The organism is Algoriphagus antarcticus (assembly GCF_002150685.1).
Lineage (GTDB): Bacteria > Bacteroidota > Bacteroidia > Cytophagales > Cyclobacteriaceae > Algoriphagus > Algoriphagus antarcticus.
Window position 1 is genome coordinate 130527 of the sequence record NZ_MSSW01000019.1, and the last position, 23615, is coordinate 154141.

22 protein-coding genes are annotated in these 23615 nt (G+C 40.2%); 9 read left to right on the forward strand and 13 right to left on the reverse strand.

The window, feature by feature from the left end; genetic code table 11:
* Positions 1-16: 16 nt before the first annotated feature.
* From BVH04_RS09360 to BVH04_RS09380, 5 genes are all read right to left on the reverse strand, one after another.
* Positions 17-751 carry a LytR/AlgR family response regulator transcription factor gene (locus BVH04_RS09360; RefSeq protein WP_086541204.1) on the reverse strand — a complete coding sequence of 245 codons (735 nt, stop codon included), beginning with the start codon at positions 749-751 and terminating at the stop codon, positions 17-19.
* Positions 752-765: 14 nt separating this feature from the next.
* Positions 766-1818 carry a sensor histidine kinase gene (locus BVH04_RS09365; RefSeq protein WP_086541205.1) on the reverse strand — a complete coding sequence of 351 codons (1053 nt, stop codon included), beginning with the start codon at positions 1816-1818 and terminating at the stop codon, positions 766-768.
* Between the two features lie 71 nt (positions 1819-1889).
* A complete protein-coding gene (gene uvrA / locus BVH04_RS09370; RefSeq protein ID WP_086541206.1) occupies positions 1890-4730 on the reverse strand; it encodes an excinuclease ABC subunit UvrA in 2841 nt (946 codons plus the stop codon).
* 228 nt (positions 4731-4958) lie between these two features.
* Complete coding sequence (locus BVH04_RS09375) at positions 4959-5897, reverse strand: lytic transglycosylase domain-containing protein (RefSeq protein ID WP_086541207.1); 939 nt, start codon at positions 5895-5897, stop codon at positions 4959-4961.
* Between the two features lie 51 nt (positions 5898-5948).
* Positions 5949-6671, reverse strand: coding sequence for an LOG family protein (locus BVH04_RS09380; RefSeq protein WP_086541208.1), 723 nt, complete (start codon positions 6669-6671; stop codon positions 5949-5951).
* A gap of 115 nt (positions 6672-6786) precedes the next feature.
* On the opposite strand from BVH04_RS09380, the gene BVH04_RS09385 reads away from it, so the two are divergent.
* The 4 genes from BVH04_RS09385 (at position 6787) to BVH04_RS09400 (ending at position 9004) form a co-directional block, all read left to right on the forward strand.
* Complete coding sequence (locus BVH04_RS09385; RefSeq protein WP_240510892.1) at positions 6787-7443, forward strand: YkgJ family cysteine cluster protein; 657 nt, start codon at positions 6787-6789, stop codon at positions 7441-7443.
* Between the two features lie 68 nt (positions 7444-7511).
* Positions 7512-7877 (forward strand): phage holin family protein, encoded by a 366-nt coding sequence (locus tag BVH04_RS09390; protein WP_086541210.1) that lies wholly within the window; start codon positions 7512-7514, stop codon positions 7875-7877.
* Positions 7870-8250 (forward strand): hypothetical protein, encoded by a 381-nt coding sequence (locus BVH04_RS09395; RefSeq protein WP_086541211.1) that lies wholly within the window; start codon positions 7870-7872, stop codon positions 8248-8250. The genes BVH04_RS09390 and BVH04_RS09395 overlap by 8 nt, the downstream gene beginning before the upstream one ends.
* Positions 8225-9004, forward strand: coding sequence for a geranylgeranylglyceryl/heptaprenylglyceryl phosphate synthase (locus BVH04_RS09400; RefSeq protein WP_086541212.1), 780 nt, complete (start codon positions 8225-8227; stop codon positions 9002-9004). The genes BVH04_RS09395 and BVH04_RS09400 overlap by 26 nt, the downstream gene beginning before the upstream one ends.
* Here the strand turns inward: BVH04_RS09400 and BVH04_RS09405 are convergent.
* From BVH04_RS09405 to panC, 6 genes are all read right to left on the reverse strand, one after another.
* Positions 8990-9916: an AraC family transcriptional regulator gene (locus tag BVH04_RS09405; protein WP_086541213.1), complete on the reverse strand. Its 927-nt coding sequence runs from the start codon at positions 9914-9916 to the stop codon at positions 8990-8992. The two genes, BVH04_RS09400 and BVH04_RS09405, sit on opposite strands and share 15 nt — an antisense overlap.
* A gap of 138 nt (positions 9917-10054) precedes the next feature.
* On the reverse strand, positions 10055-11194 hold the full coding sequence (locus BVH04_RS09410; protein ID WP_086541214.1) for an acyl-CoA dehydrogenase: 1140 nt from the start codon (positions 11192-11194) through the stop codon (positions 10055-10057).
* A 98-nt stretch (positions 11195-11292) separates the two neighbouring features.
* The gene (locus tag BVH04_RS09415) at positions 11293-11985 is read right to left on the reverse strand and encodes a zinc metallopeptidase (protein WP_394335227.1); all 693 of its coding nucleotides are present in this window, start codon (positions 11983-11985) and stop codon (positions 11293-11295) included.
* 31 nt (positions 11986-12016) lie between these two features.
* Positions 12017-13021 (reverse strand): lysylphosphatidylglycerol synthase transmembrane domain-containing protein, encoded by a 1005-nt coding sequence (locus BVH04_RS09420; protein ID WP_086541215.1) that lies wholly within the window; start codon positions 13019-13021, stop codon positions 12017-12019.
* Positions 13021-13368, reverse strand: coding sequence for an aspartate 1-decarboxylase (gene panD / locus BVH04_RS09425; protein ID WP_086541216.1), 348 nt, complete (start codon positions 13366-13368; stop codon positions 13021-13023). The genes BVH04_RS09420 and panD overlap by 1 nt, the downstream gene beginning before the upstream one ends.
* A gap of 21 nt (positions 13369-13389) precedes the next feature.
* A complete protein-coding gene (panC, locus tag BVH04_RS09430; protein ID WP_086541217.1) occupies positions 13390-14238 on the reverse strand; it encodes a pantoate--beta-alanine ligase in 849 nt (282 codons plus the stop codon).
* 129 nt (positions 14239-14367) lie between these two features.
* Between panC and BVH04_RS09435 the strand changes: the two genes are divergently transcribed.
* From BVH04_RS09435 to glmS, 3 genes are all read left to right on the forward strand, one after another.
* On the forward strand, positions 14368-15186 hold the full coding sequence (locus BVH04_RS09435; RefSeq protein ID WP_086541218.1) for a glycogen/starch synthase: 819 nt from the start codon (positions 14368-14370) through the stop codon (positions 15184-15186).
* Complete coding sequence (locus BVH04_RS09440) at positions 15146-16534, forward strand: DUF4270 family protein (protein ID WP_086541219.1); 1389 nt, start codon at positions 15146-15148, stop codon at positions 16532-16534. Before BVH04_RS09435 ends, BVH04_RS09440 begins: the two co-directional genes overlap by 41 nt.
* Before the next feature lie 122 nt (positions 16535-16656).
* Positions 16657-18498 carry a glutamine--fructose-6-phosphate transaminase (isomerizing) gene (gene glmS / locus BVH04_RS09445; RefSeq protein WP_086541220.1) on the forward strand — a complete coding sequence of 614 codons (1842 nt, stop codon included), beginning with the start codon at positions 16657-16659 and terminating at the stop codon, positions 18496-18498.
* Between the two features lie 32 nt (positions 18499-18530).
* On the opposite strand, the gene BVH04_RS09450 is transcribed toward glmS, so the two are convergent.
* On the reverse strand, positions 18531-18755 hold the full coding sequence (locus BVH04_RS09450; protein WP_240510893.1) for a Kazal-type serine protease inhibitor family protein: 225 nt from the start codon (positions 18753-18755) through the stop codon (positions 18531-18533).
* Positions 18756-18869: 114 nt separating this feature from the next.
* On the opposite strand from BVH04_RS09450, the gene prfA reads away from it, so the two are divergent.
* Positions 18870-19949: a peptide chain release factor 1 gene (gene prfA, locus BVH04_RS09455; protein ID WP_086541221.1), complete on the forward strand. Its 1080-nt coding sequence runs from the start codon at positions 18870-18872 to the stop codon at positions 19947-19949.
* 84 nt (positions 19950-20033) lie between these two features.
* Complete coding sequence (locus BVH04_RS09460; RefSeq protein ID WP_086541222.1) at positions 20034-20558, forward strand: GNAT family N-acetyltransferase; 525 nt, start codon at positions 20034-20036, stop codon at positions 20556-20558.
* 174 nt (positions 20559-20732) lie between these two features.
* On the opposite strand, the gene BVH04_RS09465 is transcribed toward BVH04_RS09460, so the two are convergent.
* Positions 20733-23543, reverse strand: a complete 2811-nt coding sequence (locus BVH04_RS09465; protein WP_169714402.1) for a YCF48-related protein — start codon at positions 23541-23543, stop codon at positions 20733-20735.
* Positions 23544-23615 lie beyond the last annotated feature (72 nt).

The following is a 23615-nucleotide window of genomic DNA, read 5'->3' on the forward strand; positions in this document are numbered from 1 at the left end:
TTTTAAGGTATAAAACTTAAAGACTCATCATTTCTTTAAATCGTGCTGCTTGTCTTCTACTTACTTCTATTCTATCTCCGCCTTTGAGCGTGACTACCAGGCCTCCATTGAACCAAGGCTCTATCCCTTCTACCCATCCTAGATTGATGATATGTTTTCTACTTGCCCGGAAAAAAGATTTCTCATCAAGTCGCTCGTCCAAGGCATTTAGGGATTTGTGTATCATCGGCTTGAAATTGTCAAAGTACACTTTGATATAGTTGCCATCAGACTCAAATAAGCGGACATTGGAAAGTCGCACAAACCAGCATCTGTCTCCATCTTTGACGAAAACTTGGTCTTCGAGCGTAAGTTTCTTTTGGCTATGGGAGGACGTCGATTCATCATTTTTTGAATAGCCATCCATTTTCCCCTGAAGCTTGATGATCGCTTCTTCGAGTCGCTTTGGCTCGATTGGCTTCAATAGATAGTCCAAGGCATTAACCTGAAAAGCTTTCAAAGCATATTCATCGTAAGCTGTTGTAAATATCACGTGAGGCACGTTATCGAGTTCTTCCAAAAGTTCAAAGCCAGTTTTTTCAGGCATTTGAATATCAAGAAAAATGACATCAGGGCTTAGCTGTTCTATTTTATCTTTGGCATCATCCACGTTTACCGCTTCGCCTACCACTTCTACACTTTCCAGTTGATTTAACAGGTTGATCAGCTCCTTGCGTGCTAATCTTTCATCATCAATTACAATGGCTCGCATTTTTTTTGAGTTTGTTATTCGAATGTAACTTTTTGTTTCGGGATTTTTATTTCGGTGATAACGAATTGATTCCCTGAGTTGAAGATACGGAAGCTAGCTTTACTACCATATATTAACTTTAGTCTTTGTACAGTATTACTTAGTCCATGACCCTGCTCGTCATCAGAGTTCAAAGTAGGTTGGTGGGTGAGTTGACCGCTATTTTTGACTTGAATATACAAATCATCATGCAATCCTTCTCTACACTTGATTTCGATAGTTCCACCTTTCACCAGATTTGACACCCCATGTTTGACTCCATTTTCCACGATGGTTTGTAGCATCATAGGGGGGATTTTATAGCTATAGGACTCGTCTTCAATATAGTACACTACTTTCAGTCTTTCTTCAAAACGAATTGATTCAAGCTCCAAATAGTCTTTCACGGTATTTAGTTCATCACCGAATTCAATGGTTTGCTTTTTATCCATCATCAGCGAAAAGCGAAGCATATTTGAAATTCTAGTAATGGCTGTTTTTGCTTTGATAGGATCTTCATCCACAAGAGCTCTGACACTGTTGAGTGCATTGAAGATGAAATGCGGATTGAGTTGACTTTTGAGGTGATTAAGCCTTATTTCATTGATTTTTGCCTCGTACTTTAGAGTGGAATTGTAGTTGTCAAGAAAATGAACCAGGAAGTACATCAAAAACCAAATAGCATACAATAATATGGCCTGAAGAAGATTGGCGAGGATTAATAGGATTTTGAAATCTTCTGAAGGGTTTAGCGTACCAAAAGCAATATTGATTAATATCTGAGCTACTATGTTGACAAAAGAAAGTGCGATAATAGCCAGAAAAGACTGAAACAAAAGTTGAGAAATACCCAACTTAAACCAGTTATACGTTTTGACTATATAACGTAAAAAATGAGTAGAAATAAGGTTAGTTGCGGCTAAGACAATAAACGCCCAGATTTGAATATAAGTAACTCCTTGGGACAGTGAAGCCAGAAAAATACTCACCAGAGCAAAACCTCCCCAACCGAGTATTTGTAACAACCAATACAGCCTTGTTCTATTCATAATCACTCAAAGATAAATAACGCACTTGTCTCCTCTTTCTTAATTTGATAGAAGGAGGATACCTATGATTTTTACCCTCGATAGCTATTTAATTCCATTTTAAGGAATTTTCCTGTGTAGCTTTTCGGACTTGCAGCGACCTTTTCAGGAGTTCCGTGAACTACGATTGTACCGCCTTTATTTCCTCCTTCGGGGCCCAGATCCACTATGTAATCTGCCATTTTGATCACATCCATATTATGCTCAATGATCAAGACCGTGTTCCCTTTTGACACCAGTCCGTTTACTACCAACATCAATAATTCGATGTCTTGGAAATGGAGTCCAGTGGTAGGTTCGTCAAGTATATAGAACGTCTTTCCAGTATCTTTTTTAGAGAGTTCTGTTGCTAATTTGACCCGCTGGGCTTCGCCACCAGAGAGGGTGGTCGCATGCTGGCCTAAGGTGATATATCCCAACCCTACATCATTTAGCGTCTTAATTTTCCTGAGGATTTTTGGAAGCTTATCGAAGAATTCTACCGCTTGTTCCACAGTCATATCGAGCACATCGGAAATCGATTTTCCCTTATATCGAATCTCGAGCGTCTCCCGATTGTAGCGCTTGCCTTTACAGGTTTCGCATGGTACGTGTACATCTGGGAGAAAGTCCATCTCTATCAGCTTCATTCCAGCACCTTCACAATCCTCACATCTTCCTCCTTTTACATTGAAGGAAAAGCGTCCGGGTTTGTAGCCTCTGATCTTAGCTTCCGGGAGTTCTGTGAAAAGTGCCCTTATATCTGAGAAAACCCCTGTGTATGTGGCTGGATTTGACCTTGGAGTCCGACCAATGGGTGACTGATCCACTTCGATTACTTTATCCAAATGCTCCAGGCCTTTCACACTTTGATAAGGCATTGGGTTTTTCTTGGAATGGTAAATATGCTGATTTAGAATAGGATAAAGTGTCTCATGAATCAAGGTGCTTTTCCCACTTCCTGAGACTCCAGTGATGCATATCAATGTGCCAAGTGGAAGCTTGAGATCGATATTCTTGAGATTGTTTCCTGTTGCTCCTTTAATTACAAGTGATTTATCTTTACCGTCTCTCCGTTCTTTCGGAACCGGTAATCCGATCTTTCCTGCTAAGTATTTTGCCGTAAGGCCATCTGTTTGCAATATTTCGGCTGGAGTTCCATCAGAGACTATATGTCCACCGTGTCGTCCAGCGCCAGGCCCCATGTCTAGGAGATAATCTGAGGCCAGCATCATATCTTTGTCATGCTCTACGACTAAGACGGAATTGCCCAGATCCCGCAAACTTTGGAGAGCTTGTATTAGCTTTTCGTTGTCACGCTGATGTAGTCCTATGCTTGGTTCATCCAAAATATAAAGCACGCCGACCAACTGGGTGCCAATCTGCGTAGCCAAACGGATTCGCTGTGCCTCACCTCCAGATAGAGTCCGAAGTGGTCTGTTAAGCGATAGATAATCCAATCCTATATCGAGTAGAAAACCGATTCTCTTCCTAATCTCTTTCAAGACTTCCGCAGCAATCACATTTTGCCTTTCAGAAAGCCTATTTTCCAGTCCTTCAAACCATTCTCCTAAAGAGCGAATATCCATCATGGCTAACTGCCCGATATGCGAATTGTCTATTTTGATATGAAGTGCCTCCTGCTTGAGTCTATATCCATTACAATCTGGACAAGTCTGTGTGATGGTGAATTCACTCACCCAATCTTGGATTTTGTCTGAACTGCCCTCCTGATATTTTTTCAGAAAGTTAATAATGCCTTCGAATGTCGTATGCCATTTGGTTCCAGGATGTTTTATAGAATCTACTGCTACTTCTATTTTATCGCCACTGAGGAGGATCTCGACCACATTTTCCGGAAGATCTTTGATTGGCGTACTCATACTACACTTGTAGTGCTTGAGAATGGCTTCTATTTTCTTGAAAATCCATATATCACGGTATTCTCCAAGTGGGGCTATTCCCCCTCTTGTAATACTGAGGGTTGGATCTGGAATAATACTTTCACGAGTTATTTCCTCAGTTATCCCAAGGCCATTACAGGTAGGACAGGCTCCGTACGGGCTATTGAATGAAAAAGTATTTGGCGCCGGCTCATCATAGGAAAGTCCTGTCTCTGGATCCATCAGGTACTTAGAGAAATGATGAATTTCTCCTTTCTCATCGCGGATCATGATGACACCTTTGCCATGTTGCAAACCTGATTTCAACGATAGAGTAATGCGAAAACGATCGGATTCTTCCGCTACGATTCGGTCAATTACTATTTCAATATCATGGATTTTGTACCGATCCACTTGCATTTTGGGCGACATCTCCATTACAACTCCATCCACACGAACTTTTGAAAAACCCATTTTCCGGATTTGCTCAAAAAGCTCTCTGTAATGTCCCTTCCGCCCTTTTACTACTGGTGCAAGTATGTATAGTTTTTGGTTTAAAAAGTTTGTAAAAAGCAAGTCGATAATCTGATCTTCTGTTTGGCGAACCATTTTAGACCCAGTCAAATATGAATAAGCATCACCAGCTCTGGCATAAAGCAAACGCATAAAATCATAAATCTCCGTCACGGTGCCGACAGTGGATCGGGGATTTTTGGAAGTCGTCTTTTGCTCGATGGCTATTACCGGTGAAAGACCATTGATTTTGTCCACATCAGGACGCTCCATCCCACCGAGGAAGGATCTGGCATATGCTGAAAAAGATTCCATGTATCTCCGCTGCCCCTCGGCGTAGATCGTATCAAAAGCAAGCGAGCTTTTACCACTTCCGCTTAGACCAGTGATTACCACTAGTTTATTGCGGGGAATCTTCAGATCAAGGTTTTTAAGGTTATGCTCTCGGGCTCCAAATATCTCTATATATTCTTCCTGTGCAGGAGTGACTTGACTCATATAATCGACGGGCAATTTTAAACGGCGAAGGTACGAATTTTCATCCGCATACGGTAGTAAACTTCAACCTGTATAACTCAAGATGTCAGGATTGGTTCAAGCAAGGACCAATTGGATTTAATCTAATACTTACAATTTTTCCAAATAAAATAATGATGATCGCTAGTTGAAAGACAAACAATACTTTCGCTTAAGCGATAGAAGTGAGTACTTTAGCTATTTTTTATATCACTCTGGCAGCATGATTTCATAGCTTCTCCCCCGCTTTATATTCAAATCTTTATCGCGCAGCCAGGGATTATAAAGCTTCAGTTCTTTGTAGGTGCTCCCTTGAGATTTTGCCCAGCTGGCAAGATTCTTAATGTCGGATTTAACAGTAATTTTTTTGAGAGGAGGGTTTATATAAAAGTCGGATTCCCTTAGGTGAAAACCGAATTCACCTGGATTTTCGAAGATCACCTTGAATGCTAAAATTCTGAATAAATACCTACTCGTTTCATCGTTCAGGTATAAGTCGTAGTAGTTTTTGGCAAATTGATCCTCTTGTCTTCTCGAAAATCCTGATTGCCCCATATTATAACTGGCTGCAACAGCTGACCAGTCCCCAAATTTGGCATGCGCCTTTTTGAAGTATTTTGAAGCAGCAAGTGTGGCCTCCGATAGATTGTATCGCTCGTCCACATCTTTGGAAATTTCCAGGCCATATTCCTTACCAGTTGATTCCAATATCTGCCAAAAACCCTTTGCGCCAGCTGAAGAAGCTACATTCAAAAGAGCAGATTCAGCCATAGCGAGGTATTTGAAATCATCCGGAATACCGTTCTCTTTCAACATTTTTTCGATGTCAGGAAGGAATTTATTTGACCGCTTCATCAGCAAAATCATATTGGACTGCCAATAAGCATTCACGTAGATTTCTCGTTCCAGTCGTTCTCTTACATCTTCTATTTCCAGCGGAACTTTCTCCCCGGCAAATGTCAATTCCTTTGGAAGATCAAAAAGCCGAACTGTATCGCTAGAGGTAGATGGCATTGTTTGCAGCATTTGCACACTTGCTACACTTTGTTCTGCAGTTATTTCTTGAGGTGTTTTCCAAATGGCATAACCTGCCATTACCAAGCAGATAGTTATTAAGGTGTAAAGAGGAATGATATGAGATTTATTCATTTAATAAAAAGATTTCTATACAACAACAGGCTATGATTACTTGTAAGGAGATTAGAAATTGGGACTCAGCAAATACTTGTTGTAAAAATCGTCAATCACTTTCACCGCCTCCGTAGCGTCTTCGACTACAGAGAATAATTCCAGATCTACTTCATTAATGTAATGATGGACTAATAGTGTTTTCTTGATCCAATCTACCAGTCCATTCCAGTAATCTTTGCCAACGAGCACAATTGGAAATTTGCCTATTTTATTAGTCTGAATTAATGTCAAGGCTTCAAAAAACTCATCCATTGTACCGAAACCACCTGGAAGAACCACAAATCCCTGGGAATATTTGATGAACATAACCTTGCGAACAAAAAAGTAATCAAAGGTCATCAGCTTGTCACGATCAATATAAATATTGTCAAATTGCTCAAATGGCAATACAATATTCAGCCCGACAGATTTTCCACCTTCTGAATGCGCTCCTTTATTCCCTGCTTCCATTATTCCAGGTCCTCCTCCTGTGATTACACCATATCCATGTCGGACAAGCTTGGCAGCAATATCTTCAGCCATTTTATAATGATGATGATCTCTTGGTGTCCTTGCAGATCCAAAAATTGAGACGCAAGGGCCAATTTTGGCCAATTTTTCAAATCCTTCCACAAACTCAGACATGACCTTAAAAATCACCCATGAATCGGCACTTTTGATTTCGCTCCAATCCTTTTCCTTGAATGCAAGGCGGATTTTCTCTTCTGCATTTTGATTTTCTAAATTACTCATATCCTACTTTTTATTAAAGAAAACGATCTCTTGGTTGAAATGGACAGTGTATTCTCTACTATTCATTTGGTAGAAAGGTAAACCTCTGACTCTCAATATAAAAAAATAGTTGCTTATGGGAATCAATAAACAAAGTCTGGTGTACTTTTGCGCACTATTTGAATATAAAGAGATGAATCTTGCTGAAAAATCTCAAGCTACACTGGATGTCTTCAGTGAGCTAGAGTCAGATACAAAGCAATTTGCTTCTGAGAGTGGACTAAGCTGTGTTTCTGGATGTGGCTTTTGCTGCGCAAATCCAAAAGTCCCCGCTTCCCCGTTAGAATTTCTTCCATTGGCCTTCGACCTCCATGATAAAGGTTTGGCAGAATCAACCTTGATCATATTAGAAAGTAAGGATGAAGGAGATAGCTGTGTGATGTATAGACCACAGTCAGAGGATGGAAGGAAAGGATTCTGTGGCAACCACACCAAAAGGGGAATGATCTGTCGGTTGTTTGCTGCCTCGGCACGTAGAACCAAATATGGCAAAAAAGACCTCATTATCTGCAAAGTTTTGAAAGAGGAAAAAGCCGAGGCGTTCTTAATCGCCAGCGAAAGAATAAATAAAGACCTGGATATTCCGCTGGCAACGGCTTTCTATTCCCGTTTAGACGAAATTGACGAATCACTCAGTCAGCAATTTACAATAAACGAGGCTATTGCCTTTGCATTGGAACTAGTTTTGAGATACAGATTCTATGAAGAGCAAGAAATTGATGTGATTGCATAATTTTTTGCTTCTGCCAATTGAAGTATATTGTGATTAATTCAAGAGTAAAGTCCAACAAATTTTTAACCATGCTAAGACTCGGAGATATAATACAGACTATAAAAGGAATAGTAGAGACCAAAATAGCCATGGTCAAACTGGAAATTCAAGACCAGATATCGGGAATTTTATCTCGTTTAATCGTTTTGGTGATGATGGCCATGAGTCTTTTAATGCTTTTATTATTCTTAAGCTTTTCTTTATCCTTTTATCTGAGCCAATATTTTGAATCCCCACATATGGGCTTTCTGATTGTGGGTTTACTATACCTTTTAATACTCGTGATCCTATATCTTATTAGAGATAATGATTCTACCCAAGAGAAAATGCAGAATGGATTGAAAGGATTTATTTTCAGAGCTAGAATTTTAAAAAATCGTCGAGAGAATGAATAAGGACTTGAAGAAAAAAGGTGAAGAATTAGAACAATCCTTGGCCAAGCAGATGGAACTATTCAAAGCTGAATCAGAAGGCTGGTTGAAAATTGGAGGTATAATATTAGCGGGTGGCTTGATAGCTTTAGTTATCATCAAATCACGCAGTAAGCGCAAAGATCGAAAGACTGAAGAGGTCATGAAAGTGCTTGAAAAGGAGGGACTACTCACTAAGGATATTGAGAAGAAGCTCACAGAAGGATCCAAGTCATCTTTTTGGCCAAGTATGGGGCAGCGCCTATTGATACTAGGTCTAGGTTTTGCCAAGGATAAATTTCTTCCTAACCTATTTGCTTCTCAACCAGAAGATGCCAAAGTCGAAGAAGAGAATTAGTAGGATTCTAAAGGAATTTCATACTACTGGCAGAAAAGGTTTGGCTTGGCTGGTTGACCCGGATAAGTTTGACAATGCTACTCTTTTTGAGGAAAAATATGCTTGGGTGAAAGAATCCTATTTAGATTTAATTTTTGTAGGCGGGAGTCAGCTCAGTCGTGACAATTTCAGAAATGTAGTAATCTCACTCAAGAGAATTGCTGGAGAAATTCCAGTTGTTATTTTTCCAGGTTCTCAGATGCAGCTGGCTGCAGAGGCAGATGCAATTTTATTCCTTTCATTGATATCAGGCAGAAATCCAGAATACCTTATTGGCCATCAAGTGCTCGCTGCTCCGATGGTAAAGAAAATGAAATTGGAAGCTCTGCCGACCGCTTATATGCTGGTAAATGAAGGCGAAATCACCAGTGTGCAATATATAAGTCAAACGATACCTTTACCGAATTCCAAACCTAACCTAGCTAAGGCAACTGCACTTGCTGGGCTTTACATGGGAATGAAATACTTCTATATGGATGCAGGGAGTGGCGCAAAATCTCCAGTGTCTAGCGAAGTGATCAAATCTGTAAAGTCGGTGACCAATAACCCTATTATAGTCGGCGGAGGTTTGGATTCTTTGGAAAAAGTGAAAATTGCTTATGAAAGTGGCGCAGACCTTTTGGTAATAGGTAATGCAATAGAAAAAGACCCCAGCTTTTTGGCTAAGGTCTTGAATTACAAAGAGCTGTTGAATTTATCCTTAAACGTTAATTAGGGATTCTCTTCTCCTCATTTTGCCAGCTGGAACACCGTACATCATCTTAAATCTACGGCAGAAATATGCGGTGTCTTTGTAGCCTACATCTTTTCCTATGTCTCGAATGGATTTTTTGGTAGTCCGCAAAAGCTCAACTGCAGCTTCCATTCTTTGGTATTCTATGTAATCTTGAGGATTAATTCCGGTCAGCATTTTGAAATACTGTCCCACATAATCTTCAGATACATTAGCCACCTTAGCTAGAATCTTATTTGATAAGTCGCCCCCCAGATTTGTTTTGATAAAATTGAACAAATCAATCAGGCGAGGATCCTTGAAATAGGTAGCATTGGTGGAAAGCTCTTCCAAAAACAATCTATTCTTCAGAATATGGCGAAGAAGTTCTATGACCAGTAATTCTGTGTGAGATTTTAAGGCTCTTTCTTTCCCCACATTGCTCACTTCTACTTCCTTCATCAGATCCTCGATTATCGTAGCCAAACGATCATTGAACCGGACAATAAATGGAGGGATGTCCAGTGAGTTAAAAAAGTTAACTACATCAAATACTTTGGACTCAAATCCAAGAATAGAAATGCAGTCGTCTTCTGTGCTCTTTATATCCCTGAAACTGATACTCTGTAGGTACTTTTTCTTATTCTCCTGAAATTGATCTTTGGATATTTCCCCTTTTTTAGAACTATTGCCTATAGTTAGTTTGGTCTTCTGCTCAGCGGGCAAAAAAAGTACCTCTCCTTCGTTGAGAACCTCTTGATCTTCACCGAATTTGAGAGTGCCATGGTGTAGCAGAATCAGTGTATTATCTGATTCAGTATAATCATTCACTGAAATAGGTTTTTCTACTCGGAAATTGTTCCCTCGAATAAACCTAACATTAACTGATTCAATAACCTTGTTGTAATATTCCATGAATAAGTATTAAGAAAACATAGCATCAAAAGTATAATTTTTCTAACGATTATTCTTGAATTTTCTATAGGTGGTGTAAAAAAAATTAAAAAGGGTATAGTTTTATATGACTATACCCTTTTCTCAATAAAATAGTTACTATCTGAGGATACCTCTGGATATGACTATTTTCTGAATCTCAGAGGTTCCTTCATAAATTTGCGTGATTTTGGCATCTCTCATCAGACGCTCCACATGATATTCTCTCACATATCCATAGCCACCGTGTATTTGTACCGCTTCAATACTTACATCCATAGCCACCTGTGAAGCATACAATTTTGCCATAGCCGATGCATGAGAATAGTCTTCTCCTTGATCCTTCAACCATGCCGCTTTATACACTAAAAGTCTTGCCGCTTCAATACTAGTGGCCATATCTGCAAGTTTGAATTGGATAGATTGATGCTGACTGATTGGTTTGCCAAAAGTCTTACGTTCTTTAGAATAAGCCAGTGCAAATTCATATGCTCCAGCCGCGATCCCCAGTGCTTGGGCTGCGATTCCAATTCTTCCACCATTTAAAGTTTCCATAGCGTAAATGAAACCAAAACCTTCCTCTCCAATTCGATTTTCTATCGGAACTTTCACATCTGTAAACATAAGTGAAGTGGTGTCAGATGCTCTGATTCCCAGCTTATCTTCTTTATGACCAGAAGTAAAGCCTTCCCAGCCCTTTTCTACAAAAAATACAGAAATGCCTTTATGCCCTTTGCTGTGATCTGTCTGAGCAAAAATTAGGTATATATCAGCCTGTGAACCATTAGTAATCCAATTCTTCGTACCGTTCAAAACATAGTAATCGCCTTCAAGTTTTGCTTCGGTTTTTTGCGATGTGGCATCAGAACCTGCCTCTGGCTCTGACAGTGCAAAAGCTCCGAGTTTTTGTCCAGATGCCAATGGTTTAAGGTATTTCTCTTTTTGAGCTTCTGAAGCATATCTCTCTATGCCCCAGCACACGAGTGAATTGTTCACTGACATCACTACAGAAGCTGAAGCATCGATCTTGGATAATTCCTCCATGGCTATGACATACGAAACGGTATCCATACCGCCTCCATTATATTTGGGCTCGATCATCATACCCATGAAGCCAAGTTCTCCCATTTTCTTGATCTCTTCCACTGGAAATCTTGACTCAATATCTCGTTGGATCACTCCTGGAAGAAGCTCATTTTTTGCAAAATCTCTCGCCGCTTCCTGTACTGCGCGATGCTCTTCTGTAAGTTCAAAATGCATAATACTCTCTCTAAATTTAACTACCTGTTAGGAATATATGGCAAAAAAAGAAGAGGGACAACGCTTGCCCCTCTTCCAAATATGTTATTTGATCTGTATCAATCCCGTCCGCCAAAGAAAACCATTATGTAATAGGCCAAAGTGGTAAGTGCGGCTAGTGCAGCCACCACATAAGTCATTGCTGCCCATTTAAGTGAATCCTTGGACATAGCATATTCATCGGGAGTCACGATGTTTCTGGTTTTGATCCAGGCTAGTGCACGATTACTGGCATCAAATTCTACAGGCAATGTCACCAAAGTGAAGAGGGTTATGATACTATAGGCGCCCACTATAAGAAAGCCAATGATTTCATTGGGGATATTGATGAAAAAACCGCCTACAATAGATGCAATTAAAACAAAATTCAAAATCTTTCCTGCACTGTTTTGAATCGGAACCAATGTGGATCTTAAATTCAACCAAGCATAGGATGTGGCATGTTGTACAGCGTGCCCACATTCGTGAGATGCTACTGCAGCTGCGGCTGCATTTCTCCCATAATACACATCCGGACTTAAATTGACTGTTTTATTTTGAGGATTATAATGGTCCGTCAGTTGACCTTCTACAGATATAACTTGTACGTCTGAGATATTATTGTCGGCAAGCATAAGTTTGGCTATTTCCGCTCCCGATAGGTTAGCTTTAAGTGCTACCTGAGAATATTGCTTGAATTTGCTCTTGAGCTTTCTGCTCACTAGAAATCCAGCAAGAGCGAATACGACTACGATTAAAATAAGGATTATCATAAGTTATTGTGTTTGCAAGGTTGAATACGTTTTAAGTTTGCTCGGGTTTTTTCCAAGACGGTAATTTCATCATTATTAACCAGCTTATAAGGCCAGCTCCTAATATTACAATTACCTGAGTACTGTGAATAATCACCGCGAAGATTTTCCCGTCTACTTCCGAGATACCCAACTGTATCAAAATGAAGGCCACCAGTGCATGGAAGGTGCCTATACCTCCCTGAACAGGGGCTATCATGCCAATACTTCCCATTACCATGACTAAAAGCACTTCACCCGAAGACAAATTGGCAGTACTGGGTATACCGAAAGAAATGGTGTACATGGTCATGAAATAAATAACCCAAAGCAAAACTGAGCTTATCCAAAAACCTGTTGGATTAGATAATTTGCCAATTCTCTTGAGTCCCGAAAGAATCTCTCTGAAAAAATGTTGGAGTTTATTTATTAATCCATGGTCACGAAACTGCTTGAAAATATAGAATATCAAAAGCATAAGAACTGCTATTCCCCCAACTACAACGGGAAGATTGGAAAGAATAGTTTGCCCAAGGGATTCCAAATCAATTAGTTGGCGTGTTAGACTCAAGAACAGCTCTTTTTCCACTAAAAAAGCTAGGATAATGGTAGTTACAAGACACAGTAAATCTACGCTACGCTCTACTATGACAGTCCCAATTAGATAGCCAACAGAGATTCCATTTGTCCGAGTAAGAACTCCGCATCGGGCTACCTCTCCTGCTCTCGGTATAAGCATGTTGACCAAGTTGCCGATCATGACAGCATGGTAGGCACGTGTCAGCGTTACTTTTTTTCCTTCCTCAGTATCAATCAATAAAATCCAACGCCAGCTTCTCACGAGGTAGCCAAGCATTGAGATCACCAATGAAAACATTATCCAAGCCCAATTACTTGATCTGATTTGGTCAATCAATTCATCTAATGCGATGTCCTGGTACAAAAACCAAAAAATCCAGACTGCAATTCCTAGAGAAATTAAAATCTGGATAAATTGCCTGATGTATTTTTGCCCCATCAGATGAGTTTATTTTGCTCGTCTGGGAAGATCAAAACAGGCTTAAATTTTTTAGCTTCTTCTATTTCCATTCCTGCATAAGAAATGATGATTATGATATCTCCTACTTGTACCTTTCTTGCGGCTGGACCATTCAGACAAACTTGTCCTGAACCTCTTTCGCCTGTGATCACGTAAGTTTCCAGTCTTTCGCCGTTATTTACATTGACGATTTGAACTTTCTCATTTGCAATAAGATTGGCTGCATCCATCAGGTCTTCATCGATGGTGATTGAGCCTACATAGTGCAATTCTGCCTGGGTAATCTTCACCCGGTGAATCTTTGATTTCAGTACCTGAATTTGCATTGGTTTAATTTTGCGGCAAAATTAGGAAATTATTGGCAGGTTGTCGATTAATCTAATTTTTCCTAGGTAGGCTGCTACACAAATTGATGATTTCTGACTTGCGTCAAAATCCATGTAGTTCATAAAGCTGTCAGGATGAATCATTTCAAAATATTCTAAACTTGCCAAGGACATTTCCTCAAAATCGCGTTTGATTTGATTCTGCACTTCAAACCATGGCTTGATGGCTAAAAGTTCCTGCTTCGCCTTGGTCAAACTGTTAATTAAAATCAAAGCCTGGCTCCTTTCTTCGGGTGAGAGGCGTAAGTTTCGGGAGGACATTGCCAGTCCATCATCTTCTCTTCTTGTTGGCACGATCACTAGCTGCACATCCATCGAAAGGTCTTTGATCAACCTTTTTATGATACCCGTTTGTTGGAGGTCTTTCTGTCCAAAATAAGCTTTGTGAGGTTTGATGATGTTGAAAAGTTTGGAAACAACTATTCCTACTCCATTAAAATGACCTGGTCGAAAGGCTCCTTCTAAAACCGTTTCAAGATCACCAAAATTGATACTAAGCTTGGGCTTTTCGGGATAGATAGTATCTATTTTAGGAATGAAAACAAAGTCTACATTTTCACTCTTAAGTTTACTTAAATCCTCATTTAAAGTTGCAGGATAGTTGTCAAAATCTTCCTGATTATTGAATTGTGTAGGGTTCACAAAGATCGAAACGATCACAATATCAGATTCTTCTTTGGCTTTTCTTACCAGGTCGAGATGACCCTCATGAAGCGCTCCCATCGTTGGGATCAAACCTATGGATTTATCGCTTTTAAGGAATTTAAACCAATATTTTTGCCAATCGGCTCCAGTATAGATTACTTGCACTGGTAGAGGGTTTAGAATGGGTAAATAGGGGCAAATGTATATTATTATTCAACAAAACAAGGCTATTAAGGCTTTTTTTATTATCTTTGCGCAGTTGTTTTTTCACCTTCAACTTAAAATCCAATAAGCATGTCCAAATTACGTATTCTCTACGTTGCCAGTGAAATCAACCCTTTTCTCCAAACATCACAAGTTGCCAATTTCTTAAGATCCCTTCCTCAAGCTATGCAAGAGCGTGGTATGGAAATTCGGATTTTGGTGCCAAGATTCGGCCTGATTAACGAGCGAAAGAATAGACTTCATGAGGTTGTGAGATTGTCAGGCATTAATATCGCAGTGGGAGAAGAGGAGAAACCTTTAGTAATTAAAGTTGCTTCAATACCAAACGCGAAGCTTCAAGTTTATTTTATAGACAATGAAGATTATTTCCAACGCAAACATGTATTCCATGACAAGCAACACAAGTTCTACGAAGACAATGACGAGCGAGCAATTTTCTTCTGTAAGGGAGTAATTGAAACGGTCAAAAAACTTGGTTGGGCTCCGGATATCGTTCATTGTAATGACTGGATGACAAGTTTGATACCGATGTATTTGAAGACCACCTACAAAAGTGAGCCACTCTTCAAAAACACTAAATCTGTTTTCGCGGTTTATAACAATGGATTTTCGCATACCTTTGGCGATGATTTGTTAAACAAGGTTAAGATGGTCGATATAGATGACGCTATTTTAGCACCTTTGATGAGCAAAGATTACACAGGATTTATCAAGATGGGAATGGAGTATGCCGACTTGATAGTCAAAGGCGGTGAAGTTTCCGCAGAATTAAACCAACTAATCGAGGGTTTCTCAAAAGACAAAAAGTTTGAAATCAGTATTGAATCAGAATCAGAAGCGCAGGCTCATGAAGAGCTCTTCGACATATATACCAACCTCGCCGGTTAATCTGGCATTTGGGGCAGTCCTGACCCTATTTCTAATTAGTTCTTGTAGTGACCCTGCTACAGTAGGCATTGAGCTAGCTCCCGGAAACAACCAAATCGGTGTTGTTTTCGAGGAGTTTGAACTTCCTGCTCAGGTAGTATTACTGGATTCATTTAATACGACCAACCAGTCAGTCCTTGTCGTGGGAGAAGAGGAAGATGACTTCTTTGGGAAGACATCTGGAACTGGATATACCAGACTTTCATTTGATCCCAATGCAACCCTTCCGAAAGCGGATGCAATTTTGGATTCAATTTTCTTCAAATTAAATATAAGAAGTATAAGTGGTAATGATTTAGATCAAGCCAAATTCTACTCGGTGCATAAACTCAAGGAGCAAATTCTCGATACAATTTATTACAATTTCGATGAATTGACTTATGAAGCAACTCCTTTAGCTTCGGGTGAAGTTGTCTTCGGAGAAAAAACAGACACAATAGTTTCTCTTCAGGTAACGCCTGAATTTGCTGCGGAGATATTTGCAGAGATGAAAGACGGTATTAATTTTAATAATGTATTTGGTTTCAGAGACTATTTCCCTGGAATTGCAATAAAGGGTAAACAAGGGGATAATACATCAATCAGTGTGGGTCTAGGGACTGGCACCGGAATTCTTGCTTACTATCATAGCGAAGGGGATACTACTTCTAAGAGCTACAATATTTCAGCAGGTGTAAGGCTCTCAGGCGGATCATTTGCTGCAGCAAGGAGTTTTAGCGGTATTAAAAGCGATAAAACTGGAACTCCAACATCGGTGGTCACAGAAACTAAGAAGGCATATGATGTAGGTCCTCTTGTAGGAATGAAAGCAGGTCTTGGAATGGTCATCAAACTGGACACTAGCCCATTTGATGCCTTCTTGGATACACTTTCGGGAGTAACATTCAATCAAGTTGCTCTGGAAATTGGTGAACTGGAAGAACAGGCCGAAACAAAGTTAGTTCCTGCAACTATTGCAATGCATTTTACGGATTCAAGAAATGATATTTTAACATCCTCGACTGGTATTTCATTAAGTGTTCAGGCAGACGGATTTTCACAAGTATTCACAAATGAGAACGGGAAAGAGGTCCCAAACACAAATTCTCCAACTGTCTTGCAATACAATTCGGAAACTAGGATATATAGTCAGTTCATTACATCCCATGTCAATGCTTTATTCAGGGAACAACTTACAAGAAAAGACTGGCTGCTTTATGGAGGTTTCTTTGCAGAGGACGGAAGTGACGTTTTCAAAAAGTCCCTACGCCAATTTGTAGTACGTAAAAATAAAGTAAAAGTAAAAGTAATATACTCCAGATCTAGGTAGCACAATCGATTTCGAAGAAGATCTTATAATCCACTTTCTAATTTTTAGGAAGTGGATTATTTTTTTTGGGATGAAAGCTGTTTCTTTGCAGAAGTTAAAATTTATCTTTAGAATTTTTCTATATGTGTGGAATCGTAGCATACGTGGGGCAACAAGAAGCCCTGCCTATAATCATCAAAGGCCTTAGAAGGCTAGAATACCGAGGTTATGATAGTGCTGGTGTTGCGCTATTGGACAGCAATGGCCTAAGTATTTATAAAAAGAAGGGAAAAGTTTCCGAATTGGAAAAATATCTTGAGTCCACTTCTGATTTAGGATCTACCATCGGTATTGGTCATACACGCTGGGCCACCCATGGTGAGCCAAATGATGCCAATGCACATCCTCATTATTCTTCCTCTGAAAAAATTGCTATGATCCATAATGGAATCATAGAAAACTACGAGGTACTTAAGCAGGATCTTCAACAGAAAGGCTACACTTTTCAGTCAGATACTGATACAGAGGTCTTCATTAAGTTTATAGAGGACATCCAGCTCAATAATCACTGTAGTTTGGAGGAGGCACTTAGACTAGCCCTTCATAAGGTAGTTGGGGCTTACGCAATTGTATTGATCAATAAAGAAGAGCCAGATACGCTAATCGCAGCCAGAAAAGGCTCTCCATTGGTTATTGGGGTAGGAGAAGACGAGTACTTCCTTGCCTCTGATGCCACACCGATTATCGAATACACCAACAAGGTGGTCTATTTGGACGATTTTGAAATAGCAGTTATCCGTAACAATCGTCTTCAGATAAAAACTATTGAGAACGTAGAAACCAATCCCTATATCAATCAACTGGAAATGGAATTGGAAGCCATTGAAAAAGGTGGATACGACCATTTCATGCTGAAAGAAATCTACGAGCAGCCCAAGTCAATTGCTGATTGCCTGAGAGGTCGTCTGGACGCAAAGTCAGGACGCTTGGTTCTAGGAGGTTTACGTGATTATATGAATAAATTCCAAAATGCTGAGCGGATCATTATCACAGCTTGTGGTACATCTTGGCATGCTGGTCTAGTAGCAGAATATCTTTTTGAGGAATTTGCCCGCGTTCCTGTAGAGGTGGAATACGCCTCTGAATTCAGGTATAGAAATCCTGTCGTAGGTGAAAAAGATTTTGTAATTGCCATTTCCCAATCCGGTGAGACTGCGGATACTTTGGCAGCTATCGAGCTTGCCAAATCCAAAGGAGCAACAATTTTTGGGGTTTGTAATGTGGTAGGATCATCGATTCCGAGAACAACGCATGCAGGATCTTATACTCACGCAGGCCCTGAAATAGGGGTAGCATCTACCAAAGCTTTTACGGCTCAGATTTCAGTACTAGCTATGATGGCCCTCAAGCTAGGTTATCAGAGAGGCACTTTGCCAGAAAGTAAATATATACAGCTTTTACATGAACTAGAGGCAATCCCTGGAAAGGTGGAGCAGGCATTGAAAACAAATGATGCAATCAAATATATTGCTGAAGAGTACAAGAATGTAAGGAATGCACTTTACTTGGGCAGAGGATATAATTTCCCGGTTGCTCTAGAAGGAGCCTTGAAACTCAAAGAAATTTCCTATATCCATGCAGAGGGATATCCGGCTGCAGAGATGAAGCATGGCCCGATTGCTTTGATAGATGAAGAAATGCCTGTATTTTTTATTGCTACTAAGGATAGCTCTTATGAAAAAGTAGTAAGCAATATACAGGAAGTAAAAGCTAGAAAAGGAAAAGTGATCGCTGTAGTCACTGAAGGAGATACGCAAGTGAAAGCAATTGCAGATCATGTGATTGAAGTCCCTGCAACTCACGAAGCTTTTGCTCCTCTTGTTGCGGTAGTTCCATTACAGTTACTCTCTTACCACATAGCGGTGATGCGAGGCTGTAACGTAGATCAGCCGAGGAATTTGGCGAAATCTGTAACCGTAGAATAATCTTCAAAGGCTGTCCAAACGGGCAGCCTTTTTTAATTACATTCCCCCGTTGTCCAAGAAGTAACACCAGATAAGTCTGCTTCACAAGCGTTTGAATATGTTATGCCGTTACAACCACAGACAGGATTGTAATCTGAAGTACAAGCCCCTTGCCTTATTTTGTCTGAGTCTATGCAAGTGTTGTTGGGCTTTTCCTCTTCACATCCCAGGATATAGAAGAAGCCAATGGCGAGGAGTAAGTTTTTTGGGTGTTTCACGTATTTGAGACGCAATAACTCAATAAAGCGCTACACTCCTTTCCGCTTTATAGTTGGAAGAGGTATTCCCCCTCCGGATAAATTTGTCTACTTTTGCGCAGCGATTAAAAAACTATGCTGGACAAATTACAATCAATCAAAGAACGTTTTGAAGAAGTAGGGCAATTGATCATTCTGCCAGAGTCTATGGCGGATATGAGCAAGTATGCCAAGCTGAACAAAGAATACAAGGACTTAGAAAAAATTGTAAATGTCTATGACGAATATAGTTTAGTATTGCAAAATATTACCAGCTCCAAAGAGATTCTCGACAAGGAAAAAGATCCTGATTTCAAAGAAATGGCCAAATCAGAATTGGATGAGCTTCGACCTCGAAAAGAGGAACTTGAAAATGAACTGAAGCAACTTCTGATACCTAAGGATCCCAATGATGCCAAAGATTGTATTCTGGAAATCAGAGGTGGTGCTGGTGGTGATGAAGCATCGATTTTTGCCGGAGACCTTTTCCGTATGTACCAGAGATTCTGCGAAAGACAGAATCTAAAGCTAACAGTTTTGGATTTGACCTTTGGCTCTGCGGGAGGATATAAAGAAATCATTTCCACTATTTCAGGTGGAGATGATGTATATGGCCGGATGAAATACGAGTCTGGTGTGCACCGCGTGCAGAGAGTACCTGCTACGGAATCTCAGGGGAGAGTTCATACCTCAGCTGCATCTGTGGCTGTACTGCCAGAGATGGACGAAGTGGAAGTGAACATCGATATGAATGATGTGCGTAAAGACACTTATTGCTCTTCAGGCCCAGGTGGACAATCTGTGAACACAACTTACTCTGCGGTAAGATTGACACATGAGCCTTCTGGATTGATAGTAACCTGTCAGGATGAAAAGTCGCAGATAAAGAACTTTGAGAAAGCGCTGAAAGTATTGCGATCCCGATTGTATGAAATCGAACTGGCAAAACACAATGATGCCGTAGGAGCACAACGCAAATCAATGGTGGGATCTGGGGACAGATCAGACAAAATTCGTACTTACAATTACCCACAATCCAGAGTTACCGACCATAGAATAAATAAAACTGTGTATAATCTCCCCGAGGTAATGGATGGACATATTGAGGATTTTATATCCTCATTAAGGTTTGCCGAAAACCTTGACAGGATGAATACCAATGGATTAGAAGAATAGGCTTATCATTTGTATAAATTCCGTTAGAATTTTATTGATTCTGCGATTTGCCTATTACCTTGAAGAATTAACCATCAGACTTTTATGATTATTACCGGAGAAAGAGAAATACGTCTAGTGACATGGAATGACGCTCATTTTCATCAACTCTATCCTTTGGCCAATAATCCCAAGATCGCAATGAATCTTAAGGATAGCTATCCGCAGCCTTATACCATCCACGATGCACGTCATTGGATTGAGCACAATCAGAAATTTAATCCTCCACAAAACTTTGCAGTAGAGTTTGAAGGAAGATTGGCAGGCTCGGTAGGCTCTGAGAGAGGAAAAGATGAACTCCGTACCAATATGGAGTTAGGCTTTTGGATTGGTGAGCCTTTTTGGGGAAAAGGAATAGCTACTGAAGCAGTAAAACTATACACCAAGTATATTTTTGAGAAATTTGACATTGAGCGCATTTTCGCCCAAGTCTATGATTTCAATGGTCAATCGATGAATGTCCTAGAAAAAGCAGGTTATTTTCCTGAGGCTATTTTGAAAAAAGCTTTTGTGAAAAATACTACTGTGGGAGATATTTTCCAGTACGTTAACATACGCGGCGAGCAGTAACGGAGTCTCTCACCAAGAATTTCAAGGGGATTTTTCTATGGGGAAATCATAGTAGATTTAATTCCTTGTATTCATTAAGATCAAAACAACCACCAAGGTCAACTTTGGTCTTGCAGACTTGGCAAGGGTCTTAGTCATCCTAATCCCTTCACATTGGCTCCTTTCTAGCTTTACTTAGTAAACAACCACTTTTCTTACCAAGACACTCGATTCAGTATAAAGCTGGATCAAATTCATCCCTCTCGGTAAGTGCTCCAACGTAATTTCATTAGTGCCATTAGACAGGTCAATAGACTGGATGACTTGGCCAAAAGCGTTAATGACTTGTATGCTTTTATAATTTCCGTCACCTAAATGGAGCTCAACTGTACCCGTGGATGGGTTGGGAAAAACGCGAACGTTTAAGTCTTCATTCTCTGGCAAGACAGTGATTACGTTCACATTTACATTCTGGATTCTGGCTTCACCGTAGTTACATCCGTTTTCAGGCGTAACGCTCAGCTGAAAATCACCTTCCTTTTCCCAACGCACGATTATCTTTTCTGTTCCTTGTCCTTGTAATATTCTGCCACCTTCATTTGAGATTTTCCACATAAAATTCACAGCATCTTGGGCAGGAATTTCATATTCTGTTTCCCACAATCCTGTTTGATTTTCTCCTTGAATCTCTCCCGGTTGATCTGGATTCCTATTCACCGATATTGGCATTAGCACAGGAACGGCCTTTCCACACGAGTTTTCTTGAATTACACGCAGCTCCTGGCTGCCAGAGGCATTCCATTTTACTTTAATTTCTGAAGTACCTTGGCCATCCACCACCGCACCACCACTAGCCTCCCAAGTATAGCTCACTCCATTTAACTTTGGTAAAGAGTAAATAATGGTATCATTTAAGCAAACAGATCCATTTCCTGTAATTTGTATAGTAGCAGTTGGACTAGTTGATATAATCACCTCCATAGAAGAGGTGTTGCCATTACCACAGAAATTCTCCATGCTGACAAAGACACCATTTCTTCCGGGAGTTTTCCACAATACCTCAATCTCACTACTGCCTTGTCCCGAAATAATTTCTCCGCCATCCGCACGCCAAACCAATTGAGCCCCAGGTATTGCAGAATTTGCTATTGAATAATTGCCTGTTGTGAGACAAAGTTGATTTTCTCCGGTAATCTCACTAAGATCAATAGGCGGAATACATACATATTTCAAAATTGTACCATCATCCCCAACAGCAAAAGCTACCGTGGGTGTACCGACACTTATTCCAGTAATATTTCGAATAGTTCCACTTGGTATTTTCACCCAGGATTCGCCGCCATCTTTCGTTTGAAGTATCAGTCCATTATCGCCAGAAACAAAACCCAAATAGTTGTCCCAAAAGTCAACAGAATTTAAATCCTCAGTATACGGAACATTTATCTTCTTCCAAGTTTTGGCCTTGTCCACCGACTTCAGAATGACTCCCGCATCTCCTACAATCACAGCACTACTAGAATCCAATTTCGATAAAGCATTCAGGTCCTCAGAAGTCAATTTTGGGAGATTTTCCCAGACATTCCCGCCATTTGTCCAGCTGATCTGACCATTATCCCCCATGGCAAAACCCACTTGGTAGTCAAAATATGTGATATCTCTCAGGTTTTCGCTGGTGTTAGTTTGAATGCCGGCAGCATCCCATGTTACTCCTGAGTTGAAAGACCTGGCTATGTAACCGTTAGTTCCTGTGATGTAGAGAACTGAAGGCGCAAAAAGGTAAAATCCAGTAATTGTCTCTGGAGTCTGGGCTGCGACGGATACCCAAGAGGAGCCACCATTGCCAGTTCTGTAAATTTTCCCGGATGCAGCACCCACATACCCAAAGGAAGTATTCCAGTAATCCATTCCCACAATATCAATTTCTTCTGGAATTGGTCTATACACCAAGCTAGTGGCTCCATTGCTAGTGATGTAGTCAGCTCCTTTTTGGCCCGTAATATGCCCAGCTCGATCTGTTTTGAAGTCTGTGCCAGAAAAATTATTGCGGATACCTGCCAGTCGCTGGGTATAGCTACTTCCTGCATTAGTGGAGGAAATAAGATAACCATCCTGACCAACCGCAAAAACAAGATTACTGGCTGGCTTGAACGCTAGAGCTTTTATATATCGAGTATTTTTGGTGCCTAAGTTCGCCTTGCCAAATGTCGCTCCGGAGTTAATAGATCGAAGAGCAGTTGCCAAATCTCCCACAACTGTAACAATCCGAATATCCAATGGGCTGATTGCTACCTTCTTTAAATCCGTAGTCACTGGGGAAGTTTGAGGTATCCAAGTTTCACCTCCATCAAGCGTTTTAGTAATAATACCGCCATCTCCTACCGCATAACCTATTAGCGAAGAAGAAAAAGCAATTCCATTCAGATTTGCCACCTGACCAGAATTCAGAGATCTCCATTGATTTCCTCCATCATAAGTCCTTAAAACCAATCCTTGGTTTCCGGCTATATATGCGGTGTCTGAATTGATAAAGTTTATCTCATTCAAACTTCTTTCCGTTCCAGAATTCACCTTTGCCCAAGTCTCTCCATTATTGGTTGAACGCAGAATTTCACCTCCACCTGATATTGCCAGAATCTTATTTTGAGAGGAAAAAGCTACGCTTTTCAAAGAATGACTTGTACCTGCAGGTATTTTAGTCCAGGTATTGCCAGAATCTTGGGTTTTAAGGATTAGCCCATTTTCCCCTACAGCCACACCGGTATTTATATCCCAAAACGAAACATCCAATAATTTACCTTCAAAAATCACCGGCAGCTCTTCCCAGGTATTTCCCCCATCTGTGGTACGAATAATGATGTTTTCACCCGCGGCGAATCCCACATTTTCATCTACCCAGGTAATAGATTCAAGATCTAAGCCCCAGCTTTGCATTCTGATCCAGGTTTGGGAAAAAAGCTGTGTGCTTAACACCATCCCGATTAAAAATAGACCAAAGGTTTTTTGCATGTGCATAGTTGAATAAACAAAAATAAGTTATTTCAAGTCTTATCAAGTGATATAATCTACTTACTGGTAATA